The following is a 19,846-nucleotide window of genomic DNA, read 5'->3' as shown; positions in this document are numbered from 1 at the left end:
TATCCATATTTACATCTTCTTCCGCCATTTAGACGAAATCCCAAATGGAAAGAGCCATAGCAAAACCGCGGTAAGCACAAAGAAGAACACGTCTCCGGCAACAGAAGTTAAAAAGCTGGCTGTGATAGAAGAGCCGCCACCTAAACCAACAGCGGTCACAACACTCCCTGTGAGCGTTACAGGTCCGGCGACAACAACGGCTAAGAAAGATTTAATGACAAACGCAAATCCCATAGATGGCGTTGCAGGCACGATAGGGAGCAAAATTGCCCCGGCAAAGCCCGCGAGACCGCATCCGACTGAAAAGGTCAAGGTATTGATTTGGGACGACTCAATACCGATAGCCCTCGCCATGTCGGGCTGTTGAATAGCAGCACGCGCTTTGCGTCCGTAGGAGGATTTGGTCATGAGCAGGTAGATAAATCCAGCCATTGCAGCTGCCACAAGAATCATCATGATCGGATAAAGCGCGAGTTGATAATCCCCAATCGCAATATGGTAAGAAGGCATTCCTATCCCAGGTGTAACTGTGCCAAAGATCAGCACAGCAACCTGATACATGACGATGCTTAAGCCCCATGTCGCCAACATGGTGTCGAATATTCGGCCGTACAAGCGACGTATAATAAGGACTTCAACAAGCGCACCAAATGCCATGGTGACCAGAACTGCAAAAGGAATGGCCAGAGGATATGGAATCCCTATTTGCGTCGCGACCAAAGCAGAGTAAGCCCCCATCATTAGGAACTCTCCATGCGCCAGATTGATGACTCCCATCAACCCAAAAACTACGGCAAGACCCAGTGTAGCGATCAGCAATATAGAAGCGCTGGAAAGGGACGACAGTAAGACTGTCGCCAGATAATCGAATTCCATCAACTACTTCCCCCAATCCTACTCGGTTTCCGGACTGAAGTGCTTAGCCGTACGAGGCTGTTTCACCAGATCACATTTTTCGTTCTCGTACACAGGAGCGACATCTTCAAACGTTTTGATAATGTCGAATCCATGCTCGTCATTACCTCGAGCGATGTAGATGTTTTGGTTTAGGTGGTGTGAACCAGGAGAGAGCGACACTTTTCCATTCGGTGAATCTATCGAAACACCGCTTTCAAGAGCTTCGATAACCGCATTGGCGTCTGTTGATTTAGCTTGTTTGACAGCCGCTGCCCACAAATTAACAGCATTCCATACATCGACAGCACCGGAAACAATAGGGATGTCTGTTCCATATTTCGCCTGCCATGCATTAACAAACTGTTTGTTTCGTTCGTTGTCGACCTCCTGAAAGTAACCTTGACTGGAAACAATACCTTTGCCTGCGCTTGGAGAAACAACAACCTGCTGGTTTCCTGAACCATAGTTAGTTGACACAATACCTATAGATTCTTTTAAACCAGCCGCAGCAAATTGTTCTAGGAAACCAGTTTGATTTGCACCAACCGGCAGAGCCACAACGAAATTAGGTTTTAAAGACTGAATTTTCTGAATGGTTGGGGCATAGTCCGTTACCGTGAGAGGTAAGAAGTCCTGTCCTACGACCTCTGCACCACTTGTTTCTGCAAACTCACGAACCCAGTGGGACGAAATAGTGCCGAAGTTATAATCAGGTGCCATCACATAGATTTTCGGCCCATACTCCTTAATGGCCCAATCAATAAGTACTGACATTTGTTGAGATGCGCTAGTACCCGTCACAAATGTCTGTTTGTCACAGGCACCACCTTCATAAAGCGAAGAATAGAAATAAGGGATATTTGCACGACGTACGATAGGACGAATAGCTTCTCGTGAAGAACTGGTTAAGCCTGCAAATATGACATTAACCTTGTCTCGTAAAATCGCAGTGTTTGTAAATTGAGTATATTTGTTCAGTTCTGATTGCGCGTCGTAACTGACAATCTTAACCGGCTGACCGAGCAGTCCGCCATCTTGGTTAATCTGCTCGATTGCTAATTGCAGTGCATTGTTTTGCTGGATGCCATAGATATTCAGACCTCCAGTTAGGTCGTAAATAGCGCCAACCTTCGCTTCAGCATTAACATAAGTGCTGAAGGCCAAACAAAGCGTACTTGCTGCGGTTAAAATCCTTTTCATTTTTCCAACTCCTTAATTCATCGGGAGCTGAATACTCGAAAAATGACTAGCCGAAACGCAAAAAACCACGCACTGATCCAGAAGAACAATTCTTCAAGTATCCAGCTACGTGGCTTTCGATTTTCAGAGTGCAACTTCGCACGACCGAGAGACTAACTTGTTAAATTTTTGTTGTCAACACTATCAATAGCGCTTTGTATTTAAGTTTGAGTCAAGCGAGTCTTGAACTCTAAATACGAAAAAGCCCGCATAAAGCGGGCTTTGAAAAGCTTGTTGTTAGCGATTACGCTGCAACTTTCTGAGCGTTTGCTGCTTCTGCTTTCACTGGTTTCGTAATGAAAGATAGAACAACTGCTACAGCCAGCATTGCTGCACAGATGGTGTATGCCATCACGTAGTTGCCGGTCATGTCTACTGCGGTTGCAGCAACAACAGGACCAATGAAACCACTCACACCCCATGCGGTGTAAAGCACGCCGTAGTTACCGCCGTAGTTTTTCAGGCCGTAGTAGTCAGCAGTGATAGATGGGAATACTGCCAGCAGTGTGCCGTAACCTACACCTGCAACAGCCGCACCAACCATCAGGGTGAACTCGGTGTTGTAAGTTGCAAACATCATCATGTTGATGCCTTGCATGATGAACGCCAGCATCAGAGTTTTCAGGCCACCAATCTTGTCAGACAGGATACCTGCAGCAACACGACCGCCTGAGTTGAAGATAGACAGAACAACAACAAGGAACGCAACTTGAGTCAGATCAGACTGGTTAATCGCGATAGAAGTGATATTACCGATCACCATCAGACCCGCAGAAGACGCCAGTGCGTACATCAGCCACAGTGAGTAGAACTGTGGAGTCTTAACCATTTCACGCCAACCCATGTTGTTGTCGCCAGCGCCTGCTTTAGCTACGTAGCCAGCAGGTGCTTCTGGTGTGTAGTCCGCAGGTGGGTTGTTGATGGTACACGCCAGTGGAACAGCGATAGCCAGAATACCGACACCCAGGATCAGGAAGCTTTGCTGAACGCCGTAACCTTCAATCAGCATAGAAGTCAGTGGCGCCAGGTATACCGCTGCCAGACCGAAGCCTGCTGCGATCAGACCGTTAACCATGCCCTTTTTAGAAGGGTGGAACCACTTCATTGCCGCTGGAGACAGACACGCGTAGCCGAAGCCGATACCACAACCGGTGATCACACCAAAGCTCAGCAGCAGAGTCATAGGAGATGAAGCAAAGCTAGATACGATCATGCCGATACCCACCATGATGGTACCCAGGATCAGAACTTTACGAGGACCCATACGGTCTTGCAGGTTACCCGCCACCAGCAGAGAAAGTGCAAAACAGATGGTTGCAACGGTGTAAGGCATAGATGCATCTGCGTTCGACCAACCCTGCTCTACCAGTGACTGTTTGAATACAGACCACGCGTACAGGATGCCGATACACATATTGATAAAGAAACCGGCTGCTAGTACGCCCGTAGCTTTGTTCAGTTTGTTCATGTTACGACTCAATAAATTCATTAATAAAAGGTGTCGCCGGCAAAAGCCCCCTACTGCGCCACCCAACCCAACATCCCCGCAAAATTAGATTCACTAAATTGATGAATTAATTATCAAAGCCGCGAAGATATAAATTATTTTTGGCATTCTTCAAATTTGATGAGAATGACAGAAGCGCGCGGAGTCTATCAGGGAATGAGACAGTGATCACCATCTACTTTTGTTTATCGCGAAAAAAGTTTTTTCTGCGGTGACTTATTACTCAATGGTTGTAACAAAACGTGTGGGAAAACAGAAAGGCACTCGCCCCGAGTCCCTTTGTAATCAAGGCTCGGAGCGATAGATATGTGTTCAATGGAATTTGGATATTCTGATGCCTTGCTGACCAAATCAAGGTCACGGACATCCTCTTAGAAATGACTACTTGGTGCTGAACCCTTTGCTTTCGAGAAAGGCTTTCATAAACGGACGCGCTTCTTTGCTGAGGGTGCCAGAAATCTGCTCGCTCCAGCTCATCTCTTTGTTGCCGCCAGTGCGAGTTCGGTAATACTCCCGCACCTTACTGTCATAGTTTTCCAAAACAGCCTTATCCATTGCTGAATACTCATCGGTGTGAACCACCAACTCTGATGGCAAGCGTGGTTTCACTTCAGGATCTTGCGAAGGATAGCCAATACAGAGCCCAAACAACGGAATGACCTGCTCTGGCAATTTTAGAAGGTTTGCGACTTTGTCAGGGTTGTTTCTAAGTCCACCGATATACACCCCACCCAAGCCTAAAGATTCTGCCGCTATCAGGGCATTTTGTGCCATCAATGCACCGTCTACCGCGCCAATCAAAGTTTGCTCAGCAAAGCCCACTTGCGCGTCCGGCTTGATTTGTAAATGTCGGTTGAAGTCAGCACAGAACACGAAGAACTCCGCAGCGTCAGCAACATAAGCCTGATTGCCTGCGTATTCAGCCAGAAGTTGCCTTTTCTCTTTGTCGATGACTCTAATAATGCTGTTGCATTGAATAAAGCTGGAAGTAGATGCAGCACGCGCACTATCAATGATGGCGTTGCGTTGCTCATCGGTGATGGCTTGGTCGGTGAACTTTCTTATCGAGCGGTGAGAGAGAATGGTTTCAATAGCTGGCGTCATTGTCGCTTCCTGTTTGTGCCTTCCTGAATAACGCCATTATCAAACTGCTAAGAACCAATTGCAAAGCGGACACCTCAAAGTATCCGCTTCGTAACGTCTTTAACTCTTTGGGTTAAACTGGATCAGAGCTTTCCTCGAGATTCGAAAATTGGCAGACCTGTTGAAGAATATGAATGAGGCGGCTTTCGCTCAGTGGCAACGGGTTACCTTTGATCGAACTTGAGCGCAGAGCCGACACGGCTACTTCTTCGAACATGGTGTCACAAAGACCAAGCTGGGGAAGCGTTTCAAGATCTAACCTTCGCAGAATCCGCTGCACCCACACAATCCCATCACTTGGCTCAGCATTCATTCGCCCGGTCAGAATACAAGCCAACTGGCGGTAGCGGTTTAGCAGGCTGATGCGCCCTGCTTCACGTGCTGCAAGAATATTTTCGGCCATCACATAAGGGGCAAGTTGTGCCGTTATTGCTCCGTGTGGTGCATCCAACACCGCGCCCAGTGCAGCAGCCAAGCCATGCGCTGCGCCTAATTTGGCGTTTGATTGCGCCATACCACCTAGCATGGAAGCGAATGCCATGTCTGCCCGGGCTTTCGGGTCGTCATCTTCACAGGCATGAATAATCGCAGGTGCCAGCCGGCGCAGGCCTTCTTCGCAAATCATGTCCGTCAGCGGATTCGGCTCACCGCAGACATAAGCTTCCATTAAATGAGTGAACGCATCCATACCACAACGAGCAGAAAGCGATTTGTCTGCACCGTAAGTGAGGGTTGGGTCGATGATCGCGACATCGGGAATAAGGTCGGGGCTTCGAATTGCTGCTTTGACGTTCTCTTGGGCAGAAATCATCACTGCATTGCGGGTCACTTCCGAACCCGTCCCGGCGGTGGTCGGTATTGCAATACAAGGCAGTGGCTTGGCAGTGAGTGGCAGAGCCCGGCCAACGACTTCCACATAGTCATAAACACTGCCCTGGTTGGGGATAAGGGCTGACAGTGCCTTGCCAACATCCATCACGCTGCCGCCGCCTATCGCTATCACCATATCTGGCTTGAACAAGCGCCCAGCAGCAGCCATTTCTTCCACCATGGCAATAAGCGGTTCATCATGAACTGCCAGACGTTGATAACGAATATTTTGCTGGGAAAGATAAGCGAGCAATGAATCGGCACGTTGGTCGTCGCGACCAGTCACAACAAGCGCGCTGTATCCGTAGTTATTGAATATAGAGAAGGAGTTGTTAAGCGCGCCTTCACCAAAAATAATCCGCGTAGCGGTCATAAACTGAAACATGGCACCTCCCTGGATCTGGTCAGAAACGAAAAGCAGATCCTCAAACCGAAAAAATCCACCTCTCAATTTACGCACTTGAGTGAATATAAAATTGATACAAAGCAGAGACTGAGGGTTTAAAACTTCCCTGTTTTAAACATGTGCAGCCTTCGTCACACCCTTTTAAAAATGCGCGCTTTGTTCATTTTCCGATTGATAGATAATTTCGATTGAATTAAGAGACAAAACCTTCTTTTATCTGCCAAGTGCTTGAGGCATAGTTGTTCTCAATCAGATGATGAAGCCACGGGGCACCTTCCCTATACATGGCAGCATCCAATCAAATTGAATAAGAAAGGAAATGAATATGTTCGTGGTTATTTTTGGTCGCCCAGGTTGCCCATTCTGTGTTCGTGCAAAGGATCTTGCTGACAAACTGAAAGAAGAGCGTGACGATTTCAACTACCGCTATGTAGACATCCACGCGGAAGGTATCAGCAAAGCTGACCTTGAAAAAACCGTAGGTAAGCCAGTTGAAACTGTGCCACAAATCTTCGTTGACCAAGAGCACGTAGGTGGCTTTACTGAATTCGAAGCTTACGCAAAAGAAAATCTGGGTCTGTACCAGTAATTTCCTTTAGATTTTCCTGAAAAAGCCGGCAAGCATGCCGGCTTTTTTATTGTTCAAAAACAGAAAGTTGGCACCAATACAGGTTTTCATACTTTCCATTAGGAAAGTCAGCAAAATTTAATACTATTTTTCATGCGAGTTTCCATTACATTTCATTGCAAATGCGTATAATGGCGCCCCAGAATTTCCCTTTGACCCGTGCGCGGATTACTGTTCAGTGAACATAGACGTCTACAACCTACTTGTTAATAACGACATCCTCCTCCTTTTCGTTGTTTTGGCCATTGGCCTCACCATCGGCAAAATCAGAATCGGCAGCTTCCAGTTTGGTAACTCCATTGGCGTACTTGTCACCGCATTGTCTTTTGGCCATGCAGGCTTCTCGTTTAGCCCAGAGGCACTGAACATTGGCTTTATGCTGTTCATTTTCTGTGTAGGTATCGAAGCCGGACCAAACTTTTTTGGCATCTTCTTCCGCGACGGCAAATCATACCTGGTGCTGGCATTTACCGTGCTTGCCGCATCCGTTGGCATTACCCTGTTGATGCGTTACCAATTTGGTGTGGATGGCAGCATTGCTACGGGCATGATGGCAGGAGCGATGACAGCAACGCCGGTTCTGGTAGGTGCAAAAGATGCACTAAACGCGGGGCTTGCTGGCAGCTTTACCCCAGATCAACTCGCCGGGATGATTGATAACCTGAGCGTAGGTTACGCATTGGCTTACTTAGTGGGTTTGGTGAGTCTGATTGTACTCGCGAATTTTATGCCCAAGCTGCAAAAGGAAAACCTTGAGCATTCTGCACAGAAGATTGCGATGGAGCGTGGGCTTGGTAATTCTTCACAACGCAAAGTCTACCTGCCGATTATTCGAGCTTACCGCGTCGGGCCTGAGCTGATTAACTGGGTGGATGGCCGCAACCTACGAGAGCTGGGTATTTATCGCCAGACGGGATGCTATATCGAGCGTATCCGCCGTAACGGTATCCTCGCTAACCCAGATGGTGACGCCATTTTGCAGGAAGGTGATGAAATCGCACTGGTGGGTTACCCAGATAGCCACGCCCGTCTGGACCCTTCTTTCCGAAACGGGAAAGAGGTATTCGATCGCGATCTGCTTGACCTGCGCGTGGTTGAAGAAGAAATCGTGGTGAAAAACGACGCCATCATCGGTAAGCGCCTATCAGATTTGAATTTGTCCGAATACGGCTGTTTCTTGAACCGTGTTGTCCGCGCGCAGATTGAAATGCCAATGGACCACAACATCTTGCTGTCTAAAGGGGATGTATTGCAGGTCAGTGGCGAGAAGCGTCGTGTCATGGGACTTGCTGAGCGAATCGGTTTTATCTCGATTCACAGTCAAGTTTCAGACATGTTGGCGTTCTGTTCTTTCTTCATCTTCGGTCTGATTTTTGGTTTGATCACCATGACGTTCGGGCAGATGACACTCGGTTTGGGTAATGCCTCAGGACTGCTGATTGCCGGGATCTTGCTTGGCTTCCTGCGTGCTAACCACCCTACGTTTGGTTATGTTCCGCAAGGCGCAATCAACATGCTGAAAGAGCTTGGGCTGATGACCTTTATGGTCGGTGTGGGTCTGAGCGCGGGTGGTAACCTGGTTGAATACCTACAACAGATGGGTTTCACCATCATGTTTGGCGCGTTAGCAGTGAGTGTTGTGCCCGTGATTTTGGCGTACCTTGTAGGTGCGTATATTCTGAACATGAACCGCGCGCTGCTATTTGGTGCCATCATTGGTGCGCGTACCTGCGCGCCAGCCATGGATATGATTAACCAGCACGCCCGCAGTACTATCCCAGCGCTGGGTTATGCAGGTACCTATGCCATTGCCAACGTTTTGTTGACGTTTGCCGGCACACTTCTCGTTATCCTCACCTGATCTGACGCTCTCAGTCAGTAATGATTCAGCGAACAGGCGTTAAACTGTTCGTTGAATCATCCAAATCAATACAAGTCAGTAAAATTCAGACACCAAGCCTTTCGAGTTTGTTGGTTGGGAACAAACCGACAACTTATTTGCCATGGCGCAAGATTTTCTCAGGAACTTTCGATAGGCTGGCTGAAAGCTAAGACAGATCAGTAAGGTAACGATTTATGCGCATTCTCATTGTCGAAGACGATCCACTTCTGAGCCACCACCTGAAAACCGAACTCTCCGAGCTTGGCAATCAGGTTCACTGCGCGAAAACCGCGTCTGAAGGGCTGTTCGTTGCCAAAGATTATCCCAATGACATCGCAATTGTGGATCTGGGTCTGCCTGACAGAGATGGCCTTAGCCTGATCCGCGATATTCGACGCGCTGAAATTCGTATGCCTATCCTCATTCTCACTGGTCGCGCGAACTGGCAAGACAAAGTGTCGGGTCTCGATGCAGGTGCTGATGACTATCTGGTGAAGCCATTTCAGAAAGAAGAACTGGTAGCCAGACTTAATGCTTTGGTTCGCCGCAGTGCTGGCTTCGTGAAGCCAGAAGTTAAAGCCGACAAAATCTCCATCGACCTGTTGGCGAAAAAGGTGTCTATCGACGAAGCACCTATCGAACTCACAGCGTTTGAGTACGACTTGCTGGAATATTTGGTGCGTCACAACCGCCAGGTTGTATCAAAGCAACGTCTGCTGGATGTGCTCTATCAAGATCAGGAGGGTGATCCAAACACCATTGAGGTGATGATGAGCCGGCTTCGTAAAAAGCTCACACGAGCCGGTCAGGATAACCCCATCTCTACCGTCCGTGGTCAGGGTTACATCTTTGAATTACAGGTGACCTAATATGGCGCGGAGAGTAATGCCTCAGATCCACAAACGGGTCATTTCCACTTCCATTGCCATTATCTTCTTGTTCTCGCTGTTGGTGGGTTTTCTCATCAATCAGGTTTACGTGAAGAACTACGTGGCTATGTATTCCTCCGAATTGGTGGCAGAGGTACCTCATATCGTCGGTGAGCTCCGTCGGGACAATATGCTTGAGCTTGGCCAGAACGCGCCTAATCTTGGTCAACCTATACCAGAAACCAAACACTCAGAATATTTGGCTTTTATCTGTGAACAAGACGGCTCGGCCTCTTGGATGTCATCAGAAGCGCGCAACAGTGGAATGAGCGACATTTGTCTGTATGTCCCCTACTCCATGAAAGAACCGGACATGATCTACTACAAGGAGTCTCCTTATGTCGTCCATGTCATCTCTGAAGCGACCTACTCCACCAGCGAACTCTTTATTGTGGTGCGTGATGTCAGCCCTCAACTGGAAAAGCTGGCTCATGTAAAACGCCAGACCTGGTTCTATGTGGGATTGGCCTTCTTTGCCGCGACAGGCCTACTTTATGCGGCGTCCTACTGGAGTTTCAGTCCGTTACGCAAGCTAGCCGGTGAATTAAACGAGATTGCAGAGTCACGCCGCGAAACCCTGGATTCTGATTACCCTAAGGAATTGGAAGATGTCACCGATGCGCTAAACCGAATGATTACACTGCGCAAAGACCAGACCCAACGCTATCGCCATGCAATGGATGATCTCGCCCACAGCCTGAAAAGCCGGCTAGCCGCCACTAACGCACTGCTAGATGACAGCTCATTGAGCCGTGAAATCATGAGCAAACGCATCGTAGAGCAAGTCAGCCAGATGGATGACATGGTTCAGTATCAATTGAAGCGAGCCTTAGTCGGCCAACGTGGTTTGGTACGTGAGAAAACTGAACTACGCCCCGTTATCGACAGTCTGTCAGGTATGTTTTCTAAGATTTACGGCGATAAACCCGTAAACGTCACGCTGAACCTTCAAGAGTTACCTTCTTTGCCATTAAACAAGGCTGACTTGACCGAGCTTCTTGGTAACCTGTTGGAGAATGCATTCCGCTTCTGTATCAGTGAAGTGCGGATTTCCAGCCGTGAAATGATCGACCACTATGTTCTCACGGTTGAAGATGATGGCCTTGGCGTTGCTGAAACCCTGCGTGAATCTATATTCCAGCGCGGTGTGCGTGCCGATCAGTTGAACCCGGGAACCGGGATAGGCCTGGCGGTTTGCGACGAAATTGTCGAAAGTTATGGCGGTAAGATTCGCGTGATTGAATCCGAGCTGGAAGGTGCTGCATTCATCATGACCTTCCCGAAATTGCGATAGCCTTTCTAGCAAGCGATCAGATAGGATTACGTTGAAACGAATCCAACCGAACATGCCCTGCTACTAAGCAGGGCATTTTCTTATCAAGCATCCGCAAATCGGTAGCAGAATTGCAGACACAAAAAAGGCCGCTGATGCGGCCTTTTCATTCAATTCAGTATTAATCGTCTGCATTCAGCAAATCGTCTTTCGCTGCCAACAGGTATTGGTACATCGACCAGTAAGTTAGTGCTGTCGCGATGTAAAGCGCCGCATAACCTACGTAAATCACCCACTCACTGTCTCGCCATAGAAGCATAGTCAGAGCAAACATTTGTGCTGCAGTTTTAAATTTACCTACCCAGGAAACTGCCACATTCGCGCGCTTACCCAGCTCTGCCATCCATTCACGTAAAGCTGAAATAATGACTTCGCGGGCAATCATCGTCGCTGCAGGAATGGTCACCCAAATAGAATTGTAATGCTCAGCGATAAGCACCAGCGCAATTGCCACCATCACTTTATCAGCTACAGGGTCCAGGAATGCACCGAAACGGGTGGTTTGACCCAAGGTTCGAGCGAGGTAACCGTCCAACCAGTCAGTCGCACCCGCGATAACGAAAATCAGAGCAGCAGCGAAAGCTGACCATTCATAAGGCAGATAGAACGCGATAACAAAAACAGGGATTAATGCGATGCGTATAAGGGTCAGGATAATGGGGATATTCAGTCGCATACTTATAATACTTTGTGAGTGACGGCCTATGGTGCTTGAAAGTTATTGCTGTTGCAATGACGAATGAATCTTCTCAGCCAAAACACGACTTATACCCGGCACTTTGGCGATTTCTTCTACAGAAGCACGCTTAAGTTCCTGAATTCCACCCATGTATTTGAGCAACGCCTGACGACGCTTTGGCCCTACCCCTTCAATTTCTTGCAACACGCTGCTCTTCCGCGCTTTTGCACGTTTCGCTCTGTGACCGGAAATGGCATGGTTATGACTTTCATCGCGAATATGTTGAATAAGGTGCAACGCAGGAGAATCTGATGGCATAGAAAACTCTTCCCCCGTCACTTTAATCAATGTTTCGAGACCAGGGCGTCTCGTTGTCCCTTTTGCGACGCCAAGCAACATAGGATGCTTCGGCCAGTCGGCAAGCAGCGGCTTCACCACTTCCCACGCCCGGTTCAGTTGCCCCTTACCACCATCAATCAAAATGATGTCCGGGATCTTTTCCGGGTCGACCTGTTTGCTGTAGCGTCGCTCAAGCACCTGCGCCATTGCCGCATAGTCATCACCACCGGTAATGCCGGTGATGTTATAGCGACGGTATTCTTGTTTAACAGGGCCATCCTGATTGAAAACCACGCATGACGCGACCGTTTGCTCACCCATGGTGTGGCTGATATCGAAACATTCCATGCGCTTCACCGATTCAAGTTCCAGTGCTTCTGACAACACACTGAATCGGTTGTGAATGGTCATCTTGTGGTTGATTTTGCTAGTGAGCGCCGTCGCCGCATTGGTCTGGGCAAGCTTGAGGAAACGGGCGCGGGCGCCTCGTGGTTTACATTGCAGGTTCACTTTACGGCCTGCAATGTCGGACAATGCGGTTGCGAGATCGGTCAGCTCGTCACCCAAGTCCTGACCAATCAGAATACTGGTAGGAATCGTGTTTCCTTCCGCCTGTTTCACATAAAACTGACCGATAAAGCTCGAAACCAGTTCATTCACATCAGTATCAGCTGGCATTTTCGGGAAATAGCTGCGGCTGCCAAGCACTTTGCCCTGACGCAGGAAAAGTACGTGAATACAGGCCACACCGTTTTCAATAGAAACACCAATAGCATCAAGATCGTCATCGCTGTCTTGCGAAACAAACTGTTGCTCCTGAACGCGGCGCAGGGCTTGTATTTGGTCGCGATACTCTGCCGCTTTCTCAAACAGCAATGCTTGGCTCGCGTTCTCCATTTTCTCTACCAGCGAAGCGATAACCTGACGGTCTTTGCCTTGCAAGAACAAACGGGTGAAGTTCACCAGCTCGTCATAATCTTCATCGGGAATGATGCCCTTTACACAGGGGCCAGCACAGCGTTTGATTTGGTACATCAAACACGGGCGGGTACGGTTGGCGTAAACGGAATCTTCGCACTGGCGAACTGGGAAAATTTTCTGCAGCAAATACAGACTTTGGCGCACCGCACCTGCATCAGGAAACGGACCGAAGTACTCACCTTTGCGTTTTTTCGCGCCACGGTGCACGGCAATTCGCGGGTGTTTACTCGCAGAAAGGAAGATATACGGATAAGACTTGTCATCACGCAACAACACGTTGTAACGCGGTAGGTGCTGCTTGATGAGATTGTGTTCAAGGATCAGCGCTTCTGTTTCGCTGTGCGTGATCGTGACTTCGACGTTGGCGATATTTTTCACCAGCGCACGAGTCTTCTCACCGGAGACATTAGTACGGAAATAGCTGGAAAGCCGCTTCTTGAGAGATTTGGCTTTACCGACATAAATGATCTCACCCGAAGCGTCCATCATTCGATAGACGCCGGGTTTGTCAGAGACTGATTTTAGGAAATTTTTGGCATCAAACACAGCGAACAGAAATAGTTAAAGCGTTTCTGTGTCTAGCATACCATGACGAATCGCAAGATGGGTCAGTTCAACGTCACCATTGATACCTAACTTACTGAACAGACGGTAACGATAGCTGTTGACTGTCTTCGGGCTCAGGTTTAGCTGCTCTGAAATGTCAGTTACTTTCTGCCCTTTCGTAATCATCATCATGATTTGGAGCTCGCGCTCTGAAAGGTTTTTGAAAGGGTTCTCCTGCGCAGGAGAAAACTGACTCAAGGCCATTTGCTGCGCAATCTCTGGTGAAATGTAGCGTTGACCGCTATTCACCGCACGAATTGCGTTAACCATTTCGCTTGCTCCGGCACCTTTGGTTAGGTAGCCAGCCGCGCCCGCTTGCATAACTTTGGTTGGAAATGGGTTTTCTGTATGAATTGTCAGAACAATAATCTTGGCGTCTGGGTTATAGCGTAGGAGCTTTCGCGTCGCTTCCAAACCACCAATACCAGGCATGTTCATGTCCATCAAGATAATGTCAGCATGATTGCTACGACACCACTTGACTGCTTCCTCACCGCTTTCGGCTTCCCCTACCACTTTAACACCACGCTCGTCTTCAAGAAGACGGCGTATCCCTGTGCGAACCAGCTCGTGATCATCTACAAGGAAAACACTAATCAAGCTTGTTTCTCCACTATGATTTTGGCTCGCCATGCGCCGGGATGGCGCTCGACTTTCGATGCATCTTACTTGAGTTTAACCCAACAATAAAAGAGCGAACACATTGATTCTGTGTAAGAGAGCATGTTTTTATAGCTAATCAGTCATAATTTAAACAGCATGGTGTCTTAAATTAGTCTTTGTTGACGAATTGGCAGAAAATTTTCTATTGAGTACAAAAAGTTACGCCGTGCAACCAATTTTCAATTTTCTACCCAAATATCTAAAAAGCGCGACACCCAGATATTCTTAATCGGCATATTTTATGCTTTTTTAGGTCTTTCATTATCGTTTACTTACACATTTAGTTGGTGAAATCTGTCTTTTAGGTTCACTTTTCCAGTAAGTCTTCACAGTCACACAAACCTTGCAAGGAGTGCATTCTCGACATGAAGCTGGGCATTTTACTCTGCGACGATCATTACCCTGATTCCATCCCAAAGTACGGGCACTATGATGATGCATTCAAGCGCATGTTTGAGGGCAGCAGCATATCAACGTTCAAAAGTTACCGTTGCCATGAGGAAGAGTACCCTTCCTCGCCAAGCGATTGTGATATCTGGTTGGTAACAGGCAGTAAATGGGGCGTTTACGACACAGACCCTTGGATTGAAATTGTCGCCCAGTTTGTCCGTGATTGTGATGAAGCCAATCTGCCCATGATTGGCGTTTGTTTCGGGCACCAGCTTATTCATTATGCATTGGGAGGACGTGTTGAGAAGTCTGATAAAGGTTGGGGCATGGGCGTTTATCCTATCGAAACGAACTCCCAGTCTGCAGCGTCGGGCGTGGTGCTCTCCCACACACTAAACTTGATTGCTTGTCACCAAGATCAGGTTCTTTCTCCGGCAAGCGGGTTTGACGTGATAGCAGGGTCCGATTTCTGCCCTATCGCTATCACTCAGAAATCACAGACAGCCCTGACGATGCAATGCCACCCAGAATTCACACCTGAGTTTCTCACCCAGTTAATAGAGCGTTTGCGTGAAAAAGCAGGTCATGAGGTCGTTAATAACGCCATCAATTCACTGGAGACTTTAGGTGAAGGCGATCGTGAACAAGCTATTTCACTGATTTTCCATTTCTGTCAGATTCAAAACCGCTAAAGCAATCAGCGGCCCCCCAACATAACCACGTAACTCGCTACTTTGACAGCCGCATCTCAATGCGGCTGAACTTTATGCGTCTATTTTCTTATTCCCCACTACAATTGAGGTTAATGAGAAAATGGTTTCATATTTACAATATCAATGACAACAGCGCGATCTAGTATTATGTTTTTGGATTCGACGCTATGAAGCTGCATACCAAAGCAGTGATTAGCATTGCAATATTCTGCCTACTGACGGTCGTGCCCATGGTCGTCATGAAACGGCTATCCGATAGCGCGCTTATCGAAAGCGAGCACTTAAGTGTTCTTGCAAAAGAGTCTTCGGAATTTGCACATCACTTTCAAGCGGTGATCAATACAGAGACAGAAATTGGTCAACTGCTCGCAACAAACCATTATTTGATCCACGTATTGCGAGATGCCAATACCCCTCCCAATAAACAATCTGAAATAAACAAAAAGGCAGCGTCAGACTTTCTTATCCACTTTTCAAAAAACATTCGAGCTGGTGTCTATCAGGAAATCCTAGTATCCGATAAGCACGGCAATATTGTCGCTCAAACCATCCAGCGAGATTCAGACAGTGTCAAACAGGAACCTTGGTGGCAGAAAGCACTTAATGGGGAACACAGCCTGATATTCACCTCTCCCAAGTTCCATTCAAACACTGATTACATATTGGGAATTACCCAACCTATCAAACAGGAAGGCGCGACGATTGGCGCACTTAGGTTGAACCTGAACCTTTCCCAGACCTTCCGCCACCATGAAGGTTTTTTCGATAATCTGCATGATGGCGTCAATGCGTTACTCATGAATCACAATGGGGAAGTTTACTTTGCTAAATCCCCTATCGGTCGAGAGTACTACTTGGAAATACTCGAAGCATTTGATAATGGCATTATCAATGGCACCAACACCACCAAGCTCCCCAATCACTTAGTGGGTATGACAACGCTCAAGCTAGCCAATCATGCTAAAGATGATCATTCCAACACTGCCAGCGCCAATTATTTTTCTGCTCCCCATATCTTCGTTGTCAGCGAGCCAATAACGCTTATTAACCACTTCCAAAACGAAAACAACCTCGGCTTCGTGCTCTATTCCGCTTTGTTTATTACGGTGGCGTTTATCGTTATTGTCGGATTGTTGCGGCAAACAGGTAACGACATCAGCACGCTTACCAATGTGGCCTTTCGGATAGGCCAAGGTGACCTTGATGCGAGAAGCGATATTAATCGCTCAGATGAGCTAGGCGTGCTAGCAAAGACGATTAATGAAATGGCCTCTGAGCTTGGTGCCAGCCAAACACTAGAAAAAGAACTGAAGCAGCATGTTACCGACATTACACGGAGCAATGCCAAATTCCGTTCACTCGCCTCCGTTGATGAGCTGACTCATCTACTTAACCGTCGTGCTTTTAATGAACATATCGACGCCCAAATCAATCGCTTCAAGCGTTATAACGAACCGTTCTCAGTCATTCTGTTCGATATTGACCACTTCAAGAGAGTGAACGATGAAGCCGGACATTTTACTGGCGACGAAATACTGAAACGTATCGCTTACCTGATTCGTAATCTTCTCCGCTCTGAAGATGTTTTCTGTCGATGGGGCGGCGAGGAGTTCATCGCTTTGCTGCCGCATACACACGGTAGCGATGCCGTTTGTCTGGCGGAACGGATGAGGCTAGAAGTGGCAAAAGACAACTTTGATGGCTTTCCCCATGTGACTATCAGCCTTGGCGTGACCGAATTTGAAAAAGGCGACGATGAGAAAACTGTTGTCACACGCGTAGACACCGCCATGTACCGCTCTAAAAACCAAGGACGAAACCGAACGTCAACTTTTTACCGAGATGCCAACATTCGCGATATTGAAAGCCCTAACTGATATTCGTGTTTCGCATTTTCATTTTGCAATCCAAGATGATACCCCGTACTTCATACCGTTTTATCCCTATGAATTAATGGGTTAATCACTTTGGCACTTTAATTGCTCCTTGATGCATATAAATCAGAAGGAGTGTTGATATGAACAGAGCCTCAAACTTAAACCAACCATTGATCTTTGTGGGCCCACCTCGCTCGGGAGTGACGCTCATCTCCGATATCGTGATGCACCACGATCAGATCTGTTGGCTTGATGAGAGCTTTGAGAAACACCCTAAATCTGATTTTCAGCATCGCCTTTTCAAACGCAAATGTGCATTTCGAAACAAAGCGCTGCAGAACAACTCGTTTTTGGGATCGCTGGCGCGAGAGTTTTCCCCTGCGCCGTCAGAAGCAATGAATTTCTGGGATGACTATACCCGTGAAGAAATTGATTTTTACCGCGGTTTCGCCCGAGGTAAACATGCCACTCCAGTAGAAATATCTTCCATCAGGGAAATCCTTAGCCGGCGCATTGAACTCTCTAGCCGAAGCCGTCTTGCGTTGCGATTTACTGGCCCTTCACGCCTTTGCTACCTGAACAGCCTTTTTCCGGATGCCAAGTTTGTACATATTAGTCGCGACCCCGCGTCGACAGTGCATTCCATGATTTCAACAGAGGAATGGGAGTATCAAGGCAAAAACCTATTGTGGTGGCGGGGTGCTTACTCCTTGCAGGAGCTCGCGCAATACGATCGCTTACGCGGTCATGCTGTTGCGGGAACCGCATTCCAACTCAATAAACTGATTCAAACGGCCAAACTAGAAGCCACTGAACTGGATTTGAACATGCTGTCTGTAAATTATGAGGATTTTGTCGCCACACCAGAGCGGGTGATAGAGAAAATCCTCGACTTCGCAGAGCTACCCGCCAATGAAACGGTGAACGCCGCGTTAAAACAAAACGAAATTCGATGCAGCAACAAGGTATTGAAAATGCCAGCCACCGATGTAAACACGGTTTATACCTGGTGTCCGGCGACTTAACTGCTTCCCTGATGTTTTAAGGTTTTATAGGCCATGCGTTTTACGCATGGCTTGTTTGCATCTAATTCATTTGCTTCATGTCCTGATTCTCCCTACCCTACGCGCTCTTTTGGGTTCCGCTTTGAGGCACCATGTTTTCACAATCACTTTTTGCCCAGCTTGTCAGATGGTTACTGGTACTGACTGTCACCCTGGTCGGTGTTCAACATTGCACGCCATTGCAGCGCGCTTTTGCTGATTACGCCGTGGACGGTGGTTGCCATCAACACCACCAAATGAATAACGAAAATCAGACCCACGGGTCCCACATAACACAGTAAACAAAGGTAACTTAATGAGTATTTTCCGCTTCCCGCTGCTTGTATGGCTGGGGATAGGGATTTTGATTATCAGCCTAGGGATCAGGCAATCATTCGGTATCTTCATGATGCCTATCACTGACACCTTCCAGTCAGGTCGTGAATTTTTCAGCCTTGCTATTGCTCTTCAAAACCTTTTGTTTGGACTTTTCCAACCTTTCGTGGGCATGGCGGCGGATAGATTTGGTGCAAAACGCATTATCACCATGGGTGGCGTTGCTTATGCATTCGGTCTTTACCTCACTTCAATCGCGACCGGTACCGGTGTGCTCTACATCTCTATGGGTGTGTTGATTGGTTTGGGTTTGAGCGCAACCAGCTACGTCATCGTTTTGGGTGCTGTCGCCAAAGTCGTGCCCGCGGAGCACACGGCTAAAGCGTTTGGTTTGACAGCAGCCATGGGTTCATTCGGTATGTTCGCTGTGATCCCAGGAGCTCAGTCGCTGCTAGCAAACTACGACTGGCAGACTGCCATGCAGGTGTTTGCAATGTTCTGTACCCTGATGATCGCTTTTGCGGTTTTCATGAAAACTGCGAATCCTTCCTCTTCAGCAAGTGGGCAAGCTGAACAAGAGCAAACGCTTAAAGAGGCCATGGCAGAAGCATTCCGTCATCCGGGTTATTGGCTTATCCATGCGGGTTTCTTTGTCTGTGGTTTTCAGGTGATGTTTATCGCGACACACCTACCGAGCTATATCGCAGACAAAGGTTTGCCAGGAAACACTGCTGCTATGGCACTGGCGTATGTCGGCATCTTCAATATCTTTGGCTCTTATTTCTGGGGCTTAATGGGTGACAGATTTAACAAGCGCTATGTGATGACTTCTCTTTACATGATGCGCTCAGTGGTACTGACTCTGTTTATTACTGTGCCTTTAACCACGAATACAGCCACTATTTTTGGTGCAGCCATTGGGTTCTGCTGGTTAGGAACTGTGCCATTGACATCCGGTTTAGTGCGTCAGATTTTCGGTCCACGCTACATGTCGACGCTTTATGGCCTAGTATTCTTCACTCACCAAATAGGCAGTTTCATTGGCGCATGGGTTGGCGGACGTGTGTTCGACTACTATGGATCTTACGAGCCAATCTGGTGGACAACCGTTGTTTTGGCATTGGCAGCGGCGCTTATCCACTTACCGATAAATGACAAACCAGTCACTCGTCCAACATTGCAAAGTGCTTAATAAAAAACCGGGCTATCGTGGCCCGGTTTTCCCTCTTAAAAATTTGCCCTCCCCCTCAAAAATATCGAAAACTCAAACGCATTCAGCGCTTGCTCAAACTTTTGTCACTTCGCGTTGGGATATTGACGCATCAAATGCTAATTTTTTGTTAAGACCTCTTCAGGTCGCTCTCGTATCACAGCAGAAAGTCGAC

General features: G+C 47.7%; 17 protein-coding genes. 8 read left to right on the top strand and 9 right to left on the bottom strand.

Features of this window, described 5'->3' with window-relative positions; translation table 11 throughout:
- Positions 1 to 9: 9 nt before the first annotated feature.
- The 5 genes from GCE9029_RS03905 to GCE9029_RS03885 all read right to left on the bottom strand — a co-directional run bounded on the left by GCE9029_RS03905 (position 10) and on the right by GCE9029_RS03885 (position 6,041).
- On the bottom strand, positions 10 to 876 hold the full coding sequence (locus GCE9029_RS03905) for a branched-chain amino acid ABC transporter permease (protein ID WP_062661117.1): 867 nt from the start codon (positions 874 to 876) through the stop codon (positions 10 to 12).
- Positions 877 to 894: 18 nt separating this feature from the next.
- The gene (locus tag GCE9029_RS03900; protein WP_062661116.1) at positions 895 to 2,097 is read right to left on the bottom strand and encodes an urea ABC transporter substrate-binding protein; all 1,203 of its coding nucleotides are present in this window, start codon (positions 2,095 to 2,097) and stop codon (positions 895 to 897) included.
- A gap of 283 nt (positions 2,098 to 2,380) precedes the next feature.
- A complete protein-coding gene (locus GCE9029_RS03895; RefSeq protein WP_062661115.1) occupies positions 2,381 to 3,604 on the bottom strand; it encodes an L-lactate MFS transporter in 1,224 nt (407 codons plus the stop codon).
- A 420-nt stretch (positions 3,605 to 4,024) separates the two neighbouring features.
- Entirely contained in the window at positions 4,025 to 4,747 is a 723-nt protein-coding gene (gene nfsA, locus GCE9029_RS03890; protein ID WP_062661114.1) for an oxygen-insensitive NADPH nitroreductase, read from the bottom strand.
- A gap of 112 nt (positions 4,748 to 4,859) precedes the next feature.
- Entirely contained in the window at positions 4,860 to 6,041 is a 1,182-nt protein-coding gene (locus GCE9029_RS03885; protein WP_062661113.1) for an iron-containing alcohol dehydrogenase, read from the bottom strand.
- 346 nt (positions 6,042 to 6,387) lie between these two features.
- Between GCE9029_RS03885 and GCE9029_RS03880 the strand changes: the two genes are divergently transcribed.
- The 4 genes from GCE9029_RS03880 to GCE9029_RS03865 all read left to right on the top strand — a co-directional run bounded on the left by GCE9029_RS03880 (position 6,388) and on the right by GCE9029_RS03865 (position 10,795).
- Positions 6,388 to 6,651, top strand: coding sequence for a GrxA family glutaredoxin (locus GCE9029_RS03880; protein WP_062661112.1), 264 nt, complete (start codon positions 6,388 to 6,390; stop codon positions 6,649 to 6,651).
- Between the two features lie 217 nt (positions 6,652 to 6,868).
- The gene (locus GCE9029_RS03875) at positions 6,869 to 8,551 is read left to right on the top strand and encodes an aspartate:alanine antiporter (RefSeq protein WP_062661111.1); all 1,683 of its coding nucleotides are present in this window, start codon (positions 6,869 to 6,871) and stop codon (positions 8,549 to 8,551) included.
- Positions 8,552 to 8,766: 215 nt separating this feature from the next.
- The gene (locus GCE9029_RS03870; RefSeq protein ID WP_062661110.1) at positions 8,767 to 9,441 is read left to right on the top strand and encodes a response regulator; all 675 of its coding nucleotides are present in this window, start codon (positions 8,767 to 8,769) and stop codon (positions 9,439 to 9,441) included.
- Between the two features lies 1 nt (position 9,442).
- Positions 9,443 to 10,795: an ATP-binding protein gene (locus tag GCE9029_RS03865; protein WP_062661109.1), complete on the top strand. Its 1,353-nt coding sequence runs from the start codon at positions 9,443 to 9,445 to the stop codon at positions 10,793 to 10,795.
- A 160-nt stretch (positions 10,796 to 10,955) separates the two neighbouring features.
- On the opposite strand, the gene pgsA is transcribed toward GCE9029_RS03865, so the two are convergent.
- Genes pgsA through uvrY form a run of 3 tightly spaced genes read right to left on the bottom strand, consistent with a single transcriptional unit; the run spans position 10,956 to position 14,039 of the window.
- Entirely contained in the window at positions 10,956 to 11,510 is a 555-nt protein-coding gene (pgsA, locus tag GCE9029_RS03860) for a CDP-diacylglycerol--glycerol-3-phosphate 3-phosphatidyltransferase (protein WP_062661108.1), read from the bottom strand.
- A gap of 42 nt (positions 11,511 to 11,552) precedes the next feature.
- Complete coding sequence (gene uvrC, locus GCE9029_RS03855) at positions 11,553 to 13,379, bottom strand: excinuclease ABC subunit UvrC (RefSeq protein WP_082804267.1); 1,827 nt, start codon at positions 13,377 to 13,379, stop codon at positions 11,553 to 11,555.
- 15 nt (positions 13,380 to 13,394) lie between these two features.
- Complete coding sequence (gene uvrY, locus GCE9029_RS03850) at positions 13,395 to 14,039, bottom strand: UvrY/SirA/GacA family response regulator transcription factor (RefSeq protein WP_062663114.1); 645 nt, start codon at positions 14,037 to 14,039, stop codon at positions 13,395 to 13,397.
- Between the two features lie 428 nt (positions 14,040 to 14,467).
- Between uvrY and GCE9029_RS03845 the strand changes: the two genes are divergently transcribed.
- From GCE9029_RS03845 to GCE9029_RS03835, 3 genes are all read left to right on the top strand, one after another.
- Positions 14,468 to 15,184 (top strand): type 1 glutamine amidotransferase, encoded by a 717-nt coding sequence (locus GCE9029_RS03845; RefSeq protein ID WP_062661106.1) that lies wholly within the window; start codon positions 14,468 to 14,470, stop codon positions 15,182 to 15,184.
- Between the two features lie 188 nt (positions 15,185 to 15,372).
- On the top strand, positions 15,373 to 17,082 hold the full coding sequence (locus tag GCE9029_RS03840) for a sensor domain-containing diguanylate cyclase (RefSeq protein WP_062661105.1): 1,710 nt from the start codon (positions 15,373 to 15,375) through the stop codon (positions 17,080 to 17,082).
- Positions 17,083 to 17,222: 140 nt separating this feature from the next.
- Entirely contained in the window at positions 17,223 to 18,107 is an 885-nt protein-coding gene (locus GCE9029_RS03835) for a sulfotransferase family protein (protein WP_062661104.1), read from the top strand.
- A gap of 170 nt (positions 18,108 to 18,277) precedes the next feature.
- Here the strand turns inward: GCE9029_RS03835 and GCE9029_RS26970 are convergent, their stop codons facing one another.
- Positions 18,278 to 18,406, bottom strand: coding sequence for a hypothetical protein (locus GCE9029_RS26970; protein WP_306455691.1), 129 nt, complete (start codon positions 18,404 to 18,406; stop codon positions 18,278 to 18,280).
- Between the two features lie 35 nt (positions 18,407 to 18,441).
- Between GCE9029_RS26970 and GCE9029_RS03830 the strand changes: the two genes are divergently transcribed.
- Positions 18,442 to 19,653, top strand: a complete 1,212-nt coding sequence (locus tag GCE9029_RS03830) for an MFS transporter (protein WP_062661103.1) — start codon at positions 18,442 to 18,444, stop codon at positions 19,651 to 19,653.
- Positions 19,654 to 19,846: the final 193 nt, after the last annotated feature.

It is taken from the genome of Grimontia celer (assembly GCF_900055185.1).
GTDB classification, from domain to species: domain Bacteria; phylum Pseudomonadota; class Gammaproteobacteria; order Enterobacterales; family Vibrionaceae; genus Enterovibrio; species Enterovibrio celer.
The sequence above is the reverse complement of the archived record's forward strand: the minus strand, read 5'-3'. Positions and strand labels throughout refer to the sequence as shown.